This is a genomic window from Limnohabitans planktonicus II-D5 (assembly GCF_001270065.2).
In the GTDB taxonomy this organism is placed as follows: Bacteria; Pseudomonadota; Gammaproteobacteria; order Burkholderiales; family Burkholderiaceae_C; genus Limnohabitans_A; species Limnohabitans_A planktonicus.
This window is the reverse complement of record NZ_LFYT02000001.1, coordinates 113,633-128,975: the sequence shown is the minus strand read 5'-3', so window position 1 is coordinate 128,975 and position 15,343 is coordinate 113,633. Positions and strand designations below refer to the sequence as shown.

The 15,343-nt window shown below is 58.9% G+C and carries 12 protein-coding genes; 10 read left to right on the top strand and 2 right to left on the bottom strand.

Annotation, left to right across the window (positions count from 1 at the left end; all coding sequences use genetic code 11):
• Window positions 1-24: 24 nt before the first annotated feature.
• The 8 genes from H663_RS20775 (at window position 25) to H663_RS20740 (ending at window position 10,932) form a co-directional block, all read left to right on the top strand.
• Complete coding sequence (locus tag H663_RS20775; protein WP_240620286.1) at window positions 25-1,449, top strand: aldehyde dehydrogenase family protein; 1,425 nt, start codon at window positions 25-27, stop codon at window positions 1,447-1,449.
• Between the two features lie 23 nt (window positions 1,450-1,472).
• Window positions 1,473-2,717 (top strand): mandelate racemase/muconate lactonizing enzyme family protein, encoded by a 1,245-nt coding sequence (locus H663_RS20770; protein WP_053173052.1) that lies wholly within the window; start codon window positions 1,473-1,475, stop codon window positions 2,715-2,717.
• Window positions 2,718-2,719: 2 nt separating this feature from the next.
• Window positions 2,720-4,348, top strand: a complete 1,629-nt coding sequence (locus tag H663_RS20765; protein WP_053173050.1) for a GMC family oxidoreductase — start codon at window positions 2,720-2,722, stop codon at window positions 4,346-4,348.
• Window positions 4,349-4,510: 162 nt separating this feature from the next.
• A complete protein-coding gene (locus H663_RS20760; protein WP_053173048.1) occupies window positions 4,511-5,500 on the top strand; it encodes an MDR family oxidoreductase in 990 nt (329 codons plus the stop codon).
• Between the two features lie 16 nt (window positions 5,501-5,516).
• Window positions 5,517-7,616, top strand: coding sequence for an acetate--CoA ligase family protein (locus H663_RS20755; RefSeq protein WP_165803832.1), 2,100 nt, complete (start codon window positions 5,517-5,519; stop codon window positions 7,614-7,616).
• Window positions 7,613-8,428 carry an enoyl-CoA hydratase/isomerase family protein gene (locus H663_RS20750; RefSeq protein WP_053173044.1) on the top strand — a complete coding sequence of 272 codons (816 nt, stop codon included), beginning with the start codon at window positions 7,613-7,615 and terminating at the stop codon, window positions 8,426-8,428. Before H663_RS20755 ends, H663_RS20750 begins: the two co-directional genes overlap by 4 nt.
• A gap of 53 nt (window positions 8,429-8,481) precedes the next feature.
• Entirely contained in the window at window positions 8,482-9,414 is a 933-nt protein-coding gene (locus H663_RS20745; protein WP_053173042.1) for an NAD(P)-dependent oxidoreductase, read from the top strand.
• A gap of 6 nt (window positions 9,415-9,420) precedes the next feature.
• Complete coding sequence (locus tag H663_RS20740) at window positions 9,421-10,932, top strand: aldehyde dehydrogenase family protein (RefSeq protein WP_053173040.1); 1,512 nt, start codon at window positions 9,421-9,423, stop codon at window positions 10,930-10,932.
• Window positions 10,933-11,134: 202 nt separating this feature from the next.
• Here H663_RS20740 and H663_RS20735 read toward each other — a convergent pair whose 3' ends face one another.
• Together H663_RS20735 and argC are read right to left on the bottom strand one after the other, a co-directional pair.
• Window positions 11,135-12,028 carry a LysR substrate-binding domain-containing protein gene (locus H663_RS20735; RefSeq protein ID WP_053173038.1) on the bottom strand — a complete coding sequence of 298 codons (894 nt, stop codon included), beginning with the start codon at window positions 12,026-12,028 and terminating at the stop codon, window positions 11,135-11,137.
• Between the two features lie 24 nt (window positions 12,029-12,052).
• Window positions 12,053-12,976 carry an N-acetyl-gamma-glutamyl-phosphate reductase gene (gene argC, locus H663_RS20730; protein WP_053173036.1) on the bottom strand — a complete coding sequence of 308 codons (924 nt, stop codon included), beginning with the start codon at window positions 12,974-12,976 and terminating at the stop codon, window positions 12,053-12,055.
• A gap of 185 nt (window positions 12,977-13,161) precedes the next feature.
• Between argC and sucC the strand changes: the two genes are divergently transcribed.
• Together sucC and sucD are read left to right on the top strand one after the other, a co-directional pair.
• Window positions 13,162-14,322 carry an ADP-forming succinate--CoA ligase subunit beta gene (sucC, locus tag H663_RS20725; RefSeq protein ID WP_053173034.1) on the top strand — a complete coding sequence of 387 codons (1,161 nt, stop codon included), beginning with the start codon at window positions 13,162-13,164 and terminating at the stop codon, window positions 14,320-14,322.
• 78 nt (window positions 14,323-14,400) lie between these two features.
• Window positions 14,401-15,297 (top strand): succinate--CoA ligase subunit alpha, encoded by an 897-nt coding sequence (gene sucD / locus H663_RS20720; protein WP_053173032.1) that lies wholly within the window; start codon window positions 14,401-14,403, stop codon window positions 15,295-15,297.
• Window positions 15,298-15,343 lie beyond the last annotated feature (46 nt).

Below are 15,343 nucleotides of genomic sequence, written 5' to 3'. Positions count from 1 at the left end.
GTTTGAATGAGCTGGACTATCAGCGTGAACACCTACCAAAACTTTGTCAGCAATCTTTTCGTTGACGAAGACGTTTCAAGCTTGCACGCGGTCATTGACCCTTCCACCGGTGAACCTGTGGCCAATGTGCCATTGGCCAGTCTGGCGTTGGTGACCACCGCCGTCAAAGCAGCACAACAGGCACATACCGCATGGCGCAGACTGCCCGGCATTGAACGTGCACAGGGATTGCAGCGTTTGGCCGATGCCTTATTGGCGCAGTGCGACACCATCGGTGCGGCCTTGGCGCTCGAGTCTGGCAAGAGCTTGGCCGATGCCTGTGCCGAAGTCGGTTACGGCGCGGAGATCGTGCGCTACCACGCGGAATGGGCGCGGCGCATTGAAGGCGAAATCATCCCCTCAGACAACGCACGCGAACAGCTGTTTTTGCACCGCGAATCAATTGGCGTGGTGGCCTGCCTGATCCCTTTTAATTTTCCGATTTACACACTGCTGCGCAAAATTGCACCCGCACTGATTGCGGGCAACACCGTGGTGGTGCGACCCAGTAACACCACACCCAGCTCGGCCTTGGCTTTGGCACGCGCGGTGCAAGCCGCTCAATTGCCTGACGGCGTGGTCAACATCATGGCCATGGACCATGAGGTGTGCGCAGCCATGTGCCAAATGCCTGGTGTGGGCATGATCACACTCACAGGCAGCGTCGGCGCGGGTCGCCAGATCATGGCCTATGCGCAAACCAATATTGCGAAAACATCACTGGAATTGGGTGGCAAAACCCCAGCCATTGTGGCGGCTGATGCCGATCTGGATTTGGCAGCCCAAGCCATTGTGAACTCTCGCTTGACCCATTGCGGTCAGCTGTGCACAGCCGTAGAACGTGTGCTGGTGGAGCGCTCTGTGCACGACGCCCTTTTGCACCGCATCAAGGACTTGATGGCCAAGCGCAGCTGGGGCAATCGCCGCGACGATGCTGCCCACATGGGCCCGCAGGCCAGCGAGAAAGCACGGCAAAACGTGCACGCCATGGTGCAAAAAGCCGTGGCACAGGGGGCAACTTTGGAGTTGGGCGGCTTCATGCCCGACGGCCCTGGTTTTTATTACCCCCCCACCTTGCTGAGCGGCTGCCAGCAAGACATGGAGATCATTCAAGAAGAAGTTTTCGGCCCCGTGCTGGCCGTCATGGCCTGCGATGACATGGCCCATGCATTGGCATGTGCGAACGACCACCAATACGGCTTGGCCTCGGTGCTGTTCACCCACCACCACCCCACGGTTCGATTGTTTGCCAATGAAATTGAAGCGGGCGAGTTGTACGTGAACCGAACGCCAGCAGACCCTTACCAGGGCTTCCACGCAGGCTGGAAACGTTCGGGTTTGGGCGGCGACGACGGCAAGCACGGCATGCTGGAATTCACGCAAACCCGCTTGGTGGTGATGCCATATTGAGCAACAGCTGAAACCCGACACCCATGAAAATCACAGCGCTCGAAACGCACGTCGTGGCCGTTCCCCCGCCTCATGTGGGCGGTATGTATTGGATCTTTGTCAAGCTGCGCACCGCCTGCGGTATCGAAGGCGTGGGCGAGGTGTATGCCGCCAGTTTTCATCCCCGCGTGATGACGCTGGCGATCGAAGACGTGTTTCAGCGTTGCCTGGAAGACCACGACCCGCATCAGGTCGAGCGTTTGTTTCGCAGCGCTTACTCCAGCGGTTTCACTCAGCGCCCTGACTTGACCATGATGGGCGTGGTCAGTGGCCTGGAGATGGCCTGCTGGGACATCATTGGCAAAGCCGCAGGCCAGCCGGTCTACCAACTGTTGGGTGGCAAGGTGCATGAGCGTTTGCGCAGCTACACCTACCTCTACCCGGTCAATGCCCAAGGCCAATACGATTACGACAACCCCGACTTGGCCGCCGAATGCGCTGCCCAATACGCAGACAAAGGCTTCACCGCCTTGAAGTTCGATCCAGCCGGGCCGTATTCCATCTATTCCGGACACCACATCTCTCTGGAGCAGATGGAAATCTGTGAAACCTTTTGCCGCAAGATCCGCGAAGCCGTTGGCAACCGTTGCGATTTGCTGTTTGGCACGCACGGCCAGATGACGCCTGCCTCGGCCATTCGCTTGGCCAAACGTTTGGAAAAGTACGACCCCTTGTGGTTCGAAGAGCCCGTGCCGCCAGGGCAGGCCGATGCCATGGCGGAGGTGGCCGCCAAGACCTCCATACCCGTGGCCACGGGCGAACGCCTGACCACCAAGTATGAGTTCTTGGAGATCCTGCAAAAGAAATCGGCCAGCATTTTGCAAATGAACTTGGGACGCGTGGGCGGATTGCTCGAAGCCAAAAAAATCGCATCGATGGCCGAAGCGTTTTACGTGCAAATCGCGCCGCACCTCTACAACGGGCCGATTGGCGCTGCTGCCAGCATTCAACTGGCCACGGCATCGCCCAACTTTCTGATTCAAGAAAGCATGCTCGACTGGTCGGGTTTTTACGCAGACATCCTCAAAAAACCCATCCGTTGGGAAGACGGTTTCATCGTGCCCCCCACCGAGCCAGGCTTGGGGGTTGAACTGAACATGGAGGTCGTCAAAGCCCACTCGCCCTACACCGGTGAGCGCATGCATTTGCTCATGGACCCCAAGCCCTATGACGTGCGCGGCGATGACCAGACCTGGCGCAAGCGCTGGAACCATGACAAGGCGCTGTGAGCATGGACACGCTGTACGACTACATCATTGTGGGCGCTGGCTCAGCCGGTGCCATCTTGGCCCATCGACTGACTCAAAGCGGTGAGCACCGCGTGCTGTTGATCGAGGCGGGGGGAGAGGCCAACAGTTTTTGGTTCAAATTGCCCGTTGGCTACATCAAGTCGTACTTCAATCCCAAAACCAACTGGATGTTCTCCAGCACGCCGCAAACACATTTGGGTGGACGCCGTTTGTACGCGCCGCGCGGCAAAGTGTTGGGCGGCTCTGGGGCCATCAATGCCATGATTTATGTGCGCGGTCAGCGCCAAGACTTCGACGATTGGCGTGACGCAGGCAACCCAGGCTGGGGCTTTGACGAGGTGCTGCCCTACTTTCGCAAGCTGGAGACACACCCCAACGGCGCAGACGCCTGGCGCGGCGATCAAGGCCTGATTGGCATCACGCCCATGAAGGGCTTGGCACATCCGATTTGCGATGACTATCTGGCCGCCTGCGAAGCCCTGGGTTTGCCGCACACCCCAGATTTCAATGGCGCGCAATTTGAGGGTGCAGGGATTTATGAAACCAACATCCGACGCGGCCAACGATCGTCCAGTGGAGCGGAGTATTTAACACCCGCCCGAAAGCGTGACAAGCTCACGGTGATGACGCACACGCAAGCCCTGCGCTTGTTGTTTGCCGACGGTGCGTCCCCTCAGGTCACGGGTGTGCGGGTCTGCCACAAGGACCACGAATTCAATGTGCATGCGCGCAAAGAAGTGATTGTGGCCGCTGGTGCGGTCGGTTCACCTCAGCTCTTGCAATGCTCTGGCATCGGTGAAGAACAAGCATTGCGTCGTTTGGGCATTCAGGTCAAACACCACTTGCCTCAGGTGGGCAAGAATTTGCAAGACCATTTGTGCGCTTCTTTTTATTACCGTGCCACACGACCCACCTTGAATGACGAGTTCAATTCCTTGTGGGGACAGATGCGAGCAGGGCTTCAGTACCTGCTCACCCGTCAGGGGCCGCTGTCCCTGTCGGTCAACCAAGCGGGTGGCTTTTTCAAAGGCAGTGCACAAGAAGCGCAAGCCAATCTGCAGCTGTATTTCAACCCCTTGTCATACACGATTCCCCCAAACCCCAAGGCAAGCCTCAAGCCCGAACCGTATTCGGGTTTCTTGATGGCCTTCAATGCATGCCGACCTACCAGCACGGGCGAAGTGCGCATTGATGCGTCGGATGCCCGTCAAGCCCCCGCCATTGACCCCAATTATTTGAGCACGGCGCGTGACCAAGAAGAGGTCTTGCAAGCGGTGCGCTTGATTCGCCGACTCACGGACACGGCTCCTTTGCGTGCCTTGATGGAGGCTGAGGTCACACCGGGTGTCGACATCCAAAGTGACGCGCAAATGCTGCAGTACTACAAAGACAACTGCGGCTCCATCTACCACCTGTGCGGCACTTGTGCCATGGGCAGCGATGCGCAAACCAGCGTCGTGGATGCGCAGCTGCGTGTGCATGGTGTTCAAGGCTTGCGCGTGATCGATGCCTCGGTGTTTCCCAACATCACGTCCGGCAACATCAATGCACCCACCATGATGGTGGCCGAAAAAGGGGCAGATTTGGTCTTGAGCACATCAGCAGCATGAACGCAACATGGACATATTGAAACGAGTGAGTGGTCATGGGCCTGCTGAGGACCATGGCTTTAAAAAAACGGGCATCGGGTTTCCAGAGGGGCCCATTCAGACCGTGGCATGGCACAAGGCGTGCCGCATCAAACATTGAAATTTTTATGAAAGGCGACTTCAATGACAACAACTTTTCAGGCATTGCTTCTGGAGCAGCAAGAGGGTCAAACAAGGGCTTCGGTGCAGCACCTTGGCAACCAAGACTTGCCTGCAGGCGATGTGCTGGTGCAGGTGGATTACTCCAGCCTCAATTACAAAGACGCGATGGCCGTCACCGGCACGGGCAAAATCGTGCGCCAATTTCCCATGGTGCCCGGCATTGATTTGGCCGGTACGGTGCTGGAGTCGACCAGCCCTGAGTACCAGGCCGGTGACCGTGTGATCTTGACGGGTTGGAGCGTGGGTGAGCGTTTTTGGGGCGGCTACAGCCAGCGCCAACGGGTCAAAGCCGAGTGGTTGACGCCCATGCCCGAAGGCATGGACAGCTTGACCGCCATGACTTTGGGCACCGCAGGTCTCACGGCCATGCTGTGTGTCATGGCCTTGCAAGACGCGGGCGTGACGTCGGGTGATGTGCTGGTCTCAGGTGCCAGCGGCGGCGTGGGCAGCGTGGCCATACAGTTGTTGGCGCAGGCGGGTTACCGCGTGACCGCCTTGACACAACGCCCCGAAACATCGGGTGACTATCTGCGCAAGCTGGGCGCCGCAGACGTGGTCGGTGGCCCGCAGTGGAATGAGCCGCCTGCTCCTTTGGCCAAACAACAATGGCATGGTGCTGTCGATGTGCTGGGGGGCAACGCCTTGGCCCGCATGTTGAGCGAAACCCATTACGGCGGTGCCGTGGCCGCGTGTGGATTGGCCAGTGACGTGGCACTGCACACCACCGTGATGCCCTTTATTTTGCGTGGCGTGCGTTTGCTCGGGGTGGACTCGGTCATGTGCCCGGCGCAGCGTCGCACCCAAGCTTGGGCGCAACTGGCGCAGCACACCGCCAACAGTTCTCAAGCAGAAATGCAACGTGTCATCGCTTTGAGCGAAGTGCCCACCTTGGCCGCCGAGATGATGGCCGGCAAAGCCCATGGCCGTGTGGTGGTCGATGTCAACCGTTGAAATGGGAGCGTTGAACATGAATTCACAGCGAATGAACCACAAGCTGAACGCCCTGCTGCGCCCACGCTCGATCGCCATTGTGGGCGCGAGTGCACGCGCTGATGGCTTTGGGCAGCAGTTGCTGACCTCCATCGAGTCCCTGGGTTATGAGGGCGAGATTTTCCTCATCAACCCCAAGTACACCGAGATCAACGGCCGCCCCGCCTATCCCCATTTGGCCGCTTTGCCGCAGCCGGTGGACTGTGTGGCCATGGCGGTGGCTGATGCCTCGCTGCCCCAGCAACTGGCTTTGGCTGCGCAAGCCAAGGCAGGCTCTGCCGTGCTTTTTGGCCGCGCCCATGGGCACACCGACAGCGGTGAAACCTTGATGAACGCCTTGGCACGCATTGCGCGCGAAGGCGACATGCAGCTGTGCGGTGCCAACTGCATGGGCTTTGTCAATTTGGAAGACAAGCTGCAGATGACGGGTTTTCCGTTCTCGACGCTCAAAGAGCCGGGCAAGGTGGCCCTGATCTCGCACAGCGGCTCGACCTGGTCGGGCATCGTGGGCAACTTGCGCCAACTGCGCTTTAACTACGCCATTTCTGCCGGACAAGAGCTGGCCACGGGCGTGGCCGAGTACATCGACTTTCTGGTCGCGCAGCCTTCTACCCGCGTGATTTGTTTGGTGCTGGAAACCGTGCGCCAGCCCGAGGCGTTTTTGGCGGCACTGCAGCGCGCCACAGCGCGCGGCATTGTGGTCATTGCGCTCAAACTCGGCCGCAGTGTGCAAGGGCAAATTTTTGCCCAGTCGCACAGCGGTGCCATGTCGGGCAGTGCCGATGTGTACGACGCCATCTTTGAGCGCAACGGTGTCATCAACGTCAGGTCGCTCGACGAACTGATGGACACGGCTGAGCTGTTTGCAGCAGAAAGGCGTCCGCACAACGGATGGATCGGTCTGGGCTGCGATTCAGGCGGCGAGCGCCAGCTGATTGCAGATTTGTCGGAACCGCTGCAACTGCCCTTTGCCCCCTTGTCAACCGAAACCGTGACCCGCTTGGAAGCCTTGCTGGACGAAGGCATTGAAGCCACCAACCCTTTGGACTATTGGGGCGATGGCAAGGACGTGATCGCACCCGCTTTGCTGGCATTGGCCGAAGAGCCCCAGGTGGGCACCTTGGTCATGGCCACCAACATCCCGGATGGGCAAGATTTCACGAATGTGTGCACACGCGCCTTGCAAACGGTTTGGGAATCCACCACCAAGCCCGTGGTGCTCATGGGCAACGTGGCCAACACCATGTCGCCTGCCGAGTGCCAGCGCTACCGGTCTTGGGGCATCCCCGTGCTGATGGGCACGGAGACGGCGCTGCGCGCACTCAAGCACTATGCGCAGTACCAAACGCCATCACTTCAGGCAGAGCAGGCAAGTGAGTCCTTGAACCGCTTTGACCCCGAGCGCGTGGGTCACTGGCAGCAGCAATTGGTGCAATCGGCCCGGCAAGGCCAGTCCTTGCAAAGCATGGGCATGCTGACCGATTTTGGCCTGCCTGTGGCCACCAGCCGCATTGTTCATGACAGCGACAGCGCCATCCAATTTGCACACGATATTGGTTACCCCTTGGTGGCCAAAATCGAGTCGCCCGACATTGCGCACAAGTCGGACGTGGGCGGTGTGATTTTGAACATCCAAAACGACGATGGGCTCCAACTCGCTTATGCACGCCTGCAAGCCGTCGCACCTGGCCCTGTGCTGTTGCAGCAACAAGTGCGTGGCACAGAGCTGATTTTGGGGATGCAGCAAGATGCCCAGTTCGGCCCGGTGTTCACGGTGGGTTTTGGCGGCATTTTTGTAGAAATTTTCAAAGACTTTGTCACCTTGCTGCCCAGCGACAGCGCCGAACGCATTGGCGCTCAATTGCAAAAGCTCAAAACTTATCCCCTGCTCAATGGCGCGCGCGGCCGCGCAGCGACCGACTTGAGCCAACTGGTTCAAGTTGTCCAAAGATTCATGGCCATGGGCATGGCTTTGAGCACGCATGTGCAAGAAATGGAAATCAACCCTTTGCTGGTGGATGGCGCGCGCATGGTCGCGGTCGATCTGCTGGTCATTCCCAAGAAAGAAACACCATGACGACTTTGAACCCCGAATGCATTCAACTGGAGACCGTGGGTCGCGTGGGCGTGATTCGCCTCAATCGCCCCAAAAAGCTCAACGCCATCAACGGTCAACTCATGACCGAAGTGACACAAGCGCTCAAAGCATTCGTCGCCGATGACTCCATTGGTGCCATCGTTTTGGCAGGCGAAGGCCGCGCCTTCAGTGCCGGTTTTGACCTCAAGGAATTGGCTGAACAAGGCATCACCACTGCTCAAGGCTGGGCACAGGTGCTGCGTGAGGACTTTGACTTCGTGATCCAGTTTTGGGATTGCCCCAAACCCACCGTGGCGGCCATTCATGGGCCTTGCATTGGCGGCGGCATGGAGCTGGCGGTGTCTTGCGATCTGACCGTGGCCGACGTGGACACCCGCATGGGCGAGCCCGAAATGAAATTCGGCTCCAGCATTGCCGCGCTGGTCTTGCCCTGGCTGATTGGCCCCAAGCAAGCCAAAGAATTGTTGCTGACAGCCAGCGATCAAATCACTGCGCAACGTGCTTACGAATTGGGCCTGGTCAATGAAGTGACACAAGGCGGCAGCCATGTGGCACGCGCCATTGAGTTGGCACAAGCCATGGCCTCTTATTCCCCGGTGTCGGTGCAAATGACCAAACGTGCCATCAACCGCAGCCTGGACATCGCAGGCATGCGTGAAGCCCTGTTGGCAGCGGTGGACACCGCCACCTTGATCGAGGCCAATGCCCGCCCTGAAAACGCGGAGTTTGAACGCATTCGCACCACCCAAGGCATGAAGGCTGCGCTGGCTTGGCGCGATGGCGCGCATTGAGCGCAGTTCCTTGATCTCAACGATTTAACCCTCCATTTTTTGATTCTTTCATCATGACCCTCAACAACAAACTCTCTATCGGATTCATTGGCCTTGGCAGCTTGGGCGAAGGCCTGTGCAACAGCTTGGTCAAGGCCGGTTTCCCCGTGGCCGTGACCGACCTCAAACGCGCCAACGCCGACCGCTTGATCGCCGCAGGCGCGGTGTGGTCAGACGATGTCAAAGGCGTGTGTGCCAACGCGGATGTGGTGATCACGGTGCTGCCATCGCCCGCCATTTCTCGCAAAGTGGTGGAGGGTGTTGACGGCGTGTTGGCCCACTTGCGCCATGGCGGTGTGTGGATCGAAATGAGCACCACCGATTTGGAAGACCTCAAGCGCCTGTCGGCCAAAGCCGCCGAGCGCGGTATTTCGGTGCTGGAGTGCCCCGTCACAGGCGGTGTGCATCTGGCCAATTCAGGTGAAATCACCGTGTTGGTGGGTGGCGAGCAAGAGGTGTTTCAGCGCGTCGAATCCGTGCTGCAAACGATGGGCGGTGAAATCATCTACATGGGCAAGATGGGATGCGCCTCGGTGGTCAAGGTGGTCACCAACATGCTCGCCTTCATCCACCTGGTGGCAGCGGGTGAAGCCATGATGTTGCCCGCCAAATATGGCGTGGACCCGGATGCAACCTACCGCGCCATTCGCGCCAGCTCGGGCAACAGTTTTGTGCACGAGACCGAGTCCATGCTCATTTTGAGCGGCAGCTACAACGTGAAATTCACCATGGACCTGGCTTGCAAAGACCTGGGGCTGGTCAATTCGATTGCAGAAAAGTTGGGCGTGCCTTTGGAGTTGGGCAGCATGACACAGCAAATCTTCCGACGTGCTCAGGGCCTCTACGGTGGCCAAGCCCAGTCACCCGAAGTCGTGCGCATGTTGGAAAAGGCCTGCGGCCTGGAACTGCGCGCCGACGGCTACCCCACTGAACTCGTCGCTGAGTGAGGACGTATGAGCACGCTGGCTAATACAAACCGCAGCCTGAGTGATTGGCAGGCCATGGCCGCAGGCCTGAACATTCAAACGGGTCTTTTCATCGATGGCCACTACCAATCGGCCAAACGTCAAGGCAGTTTTGCCAGCGTGAACCCTGCCACGGGCCAGACCCTGGCCATGATGGCGCTGGGTGAAGCCTGCGACGTGGATGCGGCCGTGGCCAACGCACAAGTGGCCTGGCGCGATGGGCGCTGGCACAAGCTGGCACCGCGCCAACGCATGGACGTGATGTTCAACTGGGCCAACTTGGTTGAACAGCATGGTGATGAGTTGGCCTTGTTGGAATGCCTGGACATGGGCAAGCCGATCACGGACGTGCTCAACATCGACCTGCCAGATGTGCTGCGCACCATCCGCTTTTTCGCGGAATGCATCGACAAATTGGAAGGGGCTGTGACCCACACCGCCGCAAACGCCCTGCACACCATCGTGCATGAGCCTTTGGGTGTGGTGGGTGCCATCACGCCGTGGAACTACCCTTTGCTGATGGCGGTCTGGAAGCTCGCGCCAATTTTGGCGGCCGGCAATTGCGTGGTGCTCAAACCCGCTGAACAAGCGCCTTTGTCGTGCACCCGCTTGGCGCAATTGTTTGTGCAGGCGGGCGGACCTGCCGGGGTGTTCAATGTGGTCAACGGGACCGGTCAGGAAGCAGGGCGTGCGCTGGCCTTGCACCATGATGTGGCCAAAATCACCTTCACCGGCTCCACCGCAGTGGGCAAGCTGTTGATGGGGTATTCAGGCCAGTCCAACATGAAACGGGTGGCCTTGGAGACGGGCGGAAAGAGCCCGCAAATTTTCATGCCCGATTTGTATGATTTGGACGCCGCCGTGGACCGCGCTGTGGGGGGCATTTTTGACAATGCGGGCCAGGTGTGCAACGCGGGCTCGCGTTTGCTGGTGCACCGGTCTTTGCACGACCAATTTGTCGACCGCTTCGTGACCCGCACCCGCGAGTTGTACCAACCGGGAGATCCCCTGGACCCGGCCACCACCCTGGGGCCTTTGGCCAGCCATGCCCATCTGGGCAATGTGCAGCGGCGCATGGATCAAGCACTGGCCGATGGTGCCACGCAGGTCTTGCCTACACCCGCATTCACAGGACCGGGCGCTTTTTGCGCGCCTGCCTTGTTTGTGGGCGCGCACAACCGCATGGCGATTGTTCAAGAAGAAGTGTTTGGGCCTGTGGCCACGGTGCAGGCATTTGACACCGAGCAAGAGGCGCTGATGTTGGCCAATGACTGTCAGTTTGGCTTGGCGGCTTCGGTGTGGACATCAGATTTGAACACCGCGCACCGCATGGTGTCGGCATTGGAGGCTGGGGTGACCTGGGTGAACTGCTTTGGCGATGGTGACATGTCGCAGCCTTTTGGCGGCTACAAGCTCAGCGGCAACTCGCGCGACAAACACGCATCGAGCCTGACTTCATATATGCAAATCAAATCCAGCTGGTTCAATTTGCAGCGTTGATGGGTTGGCGTGGCACTTGGGGCATGCACTGCGGCGTCAACTTGGGTGTTGACGCCGCAGCCCTAGCGCAATGGGTATGGGTGGTTGGCGTGAAACCGCGCTCGGGGTGCTGCTCCTGCAAGGCCCTGCAGGAGCCGCGCCCTGTAAGCGATGGGTGATTGGAGTTTGAAAGCAATCGCGGGGCCAAAGCCTTGGCACGACATCAGTGGCTGTCGGATGCCATTTCCTGCCTCAACCAATCGCGAATCAACCTGACCACGGCTTTGTGCTCATCGTCTTTGGCGACATCCACAAACCAATAGCCATGGGGACCGTCCATGTGCAAGTCATTGAACTGGCGCAAAGCGCCTGAGCCCAATTCAGGTCTGATCATGTGCTCATCCACAATGGCCACGCCTGTGCCGCTCAGGGTGGCGTTGATCACCTGGTCCAAGGTGCTGAAATTCAAACCGGGTTTGGGGTCAATGTGCGCCAATTTATGCAGTCCGATCCACCGCTCCCACACGGGTAAACGTTCGGTGCCATTGAGGATGTGCAGCAAGGTTTGCTGACTCAAAGTGGGGGGGACATCATGCCCCCACAAACTGGGATGGCTGACCATCACATGTTTTTCGTTCATCAGGTGTTCGCAATCCACTTTCGGCCAAGCCGTGGTGTCGAACACCACCAAGCAGTCATAGCCTTGGCCTTCGCGCAAAGACTGAACCCAATCGGTGGTGATGTGCAGATCCACATAGGGGTAGCTGTGGCAAAACTTGGAAAGGCGTGGGGCCAGCCAACGTGTGGCAAAAGTCGGCGGAACGTTGATCGAGATGTGCTGGCGACGTTGATCTTGGGTGATGTGTTCGATCAGCTGCTCCAGTCCCCCAAAGGTGTTTTGTAACCCTTGTGACAGCAGACGACCCGTTTCGGTCAGTTGGATGCCTTGGTGCACGCGAAAAAACAAAGGCCGACCCAAAGACTCTTCGAGCAGCTTGACCTGGCGGCTCACGGCCCCTTGCGTGACGTGCAAGGCTGCGCCCGCTTTTGTCAGACTGCCCAGCTGAGCGACCACATGGAAAGCGCGTAGGGCATTCAGGGGGGGCAGTCTTTTCATAAGTGTGGCTTGCAGTGGCGATTCTTAGAGACCCAACATCAGCTGGATATTTTGCACCGCCGCGCCGCTGGCCCCTTTGCCCAGGTTGTCCAAGCGGGCGATCACCACCGCCTGGCGGGCGTCTTCATTGGCGAACACGCGGATTTCGAGCTTGTTGCTGTCGTTGAGCGCCAGGGCGTCGAGCTTGCCGTTGTCGGTGGCGCTCTCCACGCTGACCCAGCCGCCTGCTGCCTGGCTGGCACCATAGTGGGCGCGCAGGGCATCGTGCAGGTCGGCGGCTTTGGGCTGGCCGGGCAGCTCATCCAGGTGAAGGGGCAGCTGCACCAGCATGCCCTGGCGGAAGTTGCCCACAGCAGGCACAAACAAGGGACGGCGGCGCAGGCCGCTGAACTGCATGATTTCGGGAATGTGTTTGTGCTTGAGGCCCAGTGCGTAGGCTTCATACAAGGGCGCTTTGCCCGCTTCGTAGTCTTCGATCATGCTGCGGCCACCGCCGGAATAACCCGACACCGAAGGCAGGCACACCGGAAAATCAGCAGGCACCAGCCCTGCATCCACCAAGGGCCGCAACAGCGCAATCGCGCCTGTGGCATAGCAGCCGGGGTTGGCCACGCGCTGGGCAGACTGCACGGCGGCGCGTTGATCGACGGCCAATTCAGGAAAACCATAGACCCATTCAGGGTGGCAGCGGTGGGCGGTGGATGCGTCCACGATGCGGGGTTTGCGCCCTGTCAGGGTGTCGATCATGGCCACCGACTCGATGGCGGCATCGTCGTGCAGGCACAGCACCACCAGGTCAGCCTCAGCCATCAATGCCAGTTTCGCTTGCGGGTCCTTGCGGCGTGCCGGATCGATGCTCAAGACCTGGATGGCGGGCATCAAAGCCAGTCGCTCACGGATCTGCAAACCGGTCGTTCCAGCTTCGCCGTCGATGAATATTTTGGCCATAAGAATTACTTCCTTGTGAAAGATGACTCCCAGCGTCATGTCGATGTCAAACGCGAAAATCAGCAATGGTGCATTGCAGCATGATACAGTCGAAGGCTGCAGTGTGCAGACCGAGCTGGCTGGCTTACCCCATTCAGGGACCCCGTCGGACTGGTCGAATTTCCACCCCTCTGAGAGAAGACCTCATGAAGATTCACGAGTACCAAGGCAAGGAAATCTTGCGTCAATTCGGTGTGCCCGTTCCCCGTGGCATCCCAGCTTTCACCGTTCAAGAGGCCGTTGAAGCCGCTCAAAAACTGGGTGGCCCGGTTTGGGTGGTCAAGGCCCAAATCCACGCAGGTGGACGCGGCAAAGGCGGCGGCGTCAAAGTGGCCAAGACCATTGATGACGTCAAGCGTTTGGCGGAAGAAATCCTGGGCATGCAGCTCAAGACCCACCAGACCGGCCCTGAAGGCCAAAAGGTCCGACGCCTGTACATCGAAGACGGCGCTGACATCAACAAAGAGTACTACGTGTCTGTGGTCACCGACCGCGCCACCCAAAAGATCGCTTTCATCGCGTCCAGCGAAGGCGGCATGGACATCGAGGAAGTGGCCCATTCCACCCCCGAGAAAATCATCACCGAGTTCATCGATCCTTTGACCGGTTTGGGCGACGAACAAGCCAAGAAGATCGCTGACGCCATCGGCATGCCAGCAGACTCCACCGCGCAAGCCGTGGACATCTTCAAGAAGCTGTACCAGTGCTACATGGAAACTGACGCTTCGTTGGTGGAAATCAACCCCCTGAACCGCGACAGCAAAGGCAACGTCATGGCACTGGACGCGAAGTTCAACTTCGACGCCAACGCCTTGTTCCGTCACCCCGAAATCGTGGCTTACCGCGATCTGGACGAAGAAGATCCTGCTGAAGTGGAAGCTTCCAAGTTCGACCTGGCCTACATCAGCCTGGACGGCAACATCGGCTGCCTGGTCAACGGCGCTGGCCTGGCCATGGCCACCATGGACACCATCAAGTTGTTCGGCGGCGAGCCTGCCAACTTCCTGGACGTGGGCGGCGGCGCGACAGCCGAGAAGGTCACTGAAGCCTTCAAGATCATGCTGGCCAACAAGAATGTCAAAGGCATTTTGGTCAACATCTTCGGCGGCATCATGAAGTGCGACACCATCGCCACCGGCGTGATCACCGCTTGCAAGGCCGTGAACCTGTCCGTGCCACTGGTCGTGCGCATGAAGGGCACCAACGACGAGCTGGGCAAGAAGATGCTGGCCGAATCCGGTCTGCCGATCATCTCCGCCGACACCATGGCCGAAGCCGCGACCGCCATCGTCGCAGCCGTCAAGTGAATTCAAGGTTGAGCGTTCAGCGCAGAGCGTGATTTCACGCCCAACGCAGAACGCCCAACGCTCAACCAAGGAACCTACATGTCCATCTACATCAACAAAGACACCAAAGTCATCACCCAAGGCATCACCGGCAAGACCGGCCAGTTCCACACTGAAAAGTGTCAGGAATACGCGAACGGCAAGAACTGCTTCGTCGCGGGTGTGAACCCCAAGAAGGCGGGCGAGTCCATCTTCAACATCCCGATCTACGCATCGGTCAAAGAAGCCGCCACACAAACTGGCGCGACCGTGTCCGTGATCTACGTGCCCCCAGCAGGCGCAGCCGCTGCCATCTGGGAAGCCGTCGAAGCCGACCTGGACATGGCCATCTGTATCACCGAAGGCATTCCAGTGCGTGACATGCTCGAAGTGCGCAACAAGATGAAGGCCAAGGAAGCCGCTGGCGGCAAGCGCACGCTGCTGCTGGGCCCCAACTGCCCAGGTCTGATCACCCCTGACGAAATCAAGATCGGCATCATGCCCGGTCACATCCACCGCAAAGGCCGCATTGGCGTGGTATCCCGTTCGGGCACTTTGACCTATGAAGCCGTGGCCATGCTGACCGAAGTGGGCCTGGGCCAATCCAGCGCCGTCGGTATCGGTGGCGACCCGATCAACGGTTTGAAGCACATCGACGTGATGAAGGCCTTCAACGACGATCCAGACACCGACGCCGTCATCATGATCGGTGAAATCGGCGGTCCAGACGAAGCCGAAGCCGCCATGTGGTGCAAGGCCAACATGAAAAAGCCCGTGGTCGGCTTCATCGCCGGTGTGACTGCCCCTCCCGGCAAGCGCATGGGCCACGCCGGTGCTTTGATTTCCGGTGGTGCCGACACGGCCGACGCCAAGCTGGCCATCATGGAAGAGTGCGGCTTCATCGTCACACGCAACCCGTCTGAACTGGGCAAACTGCTCAAGGCTCAGCTGAAGTAAATGCACTGGTGGGCAGATTTTGTGCTGTCCCAGACTGCGCCAGATA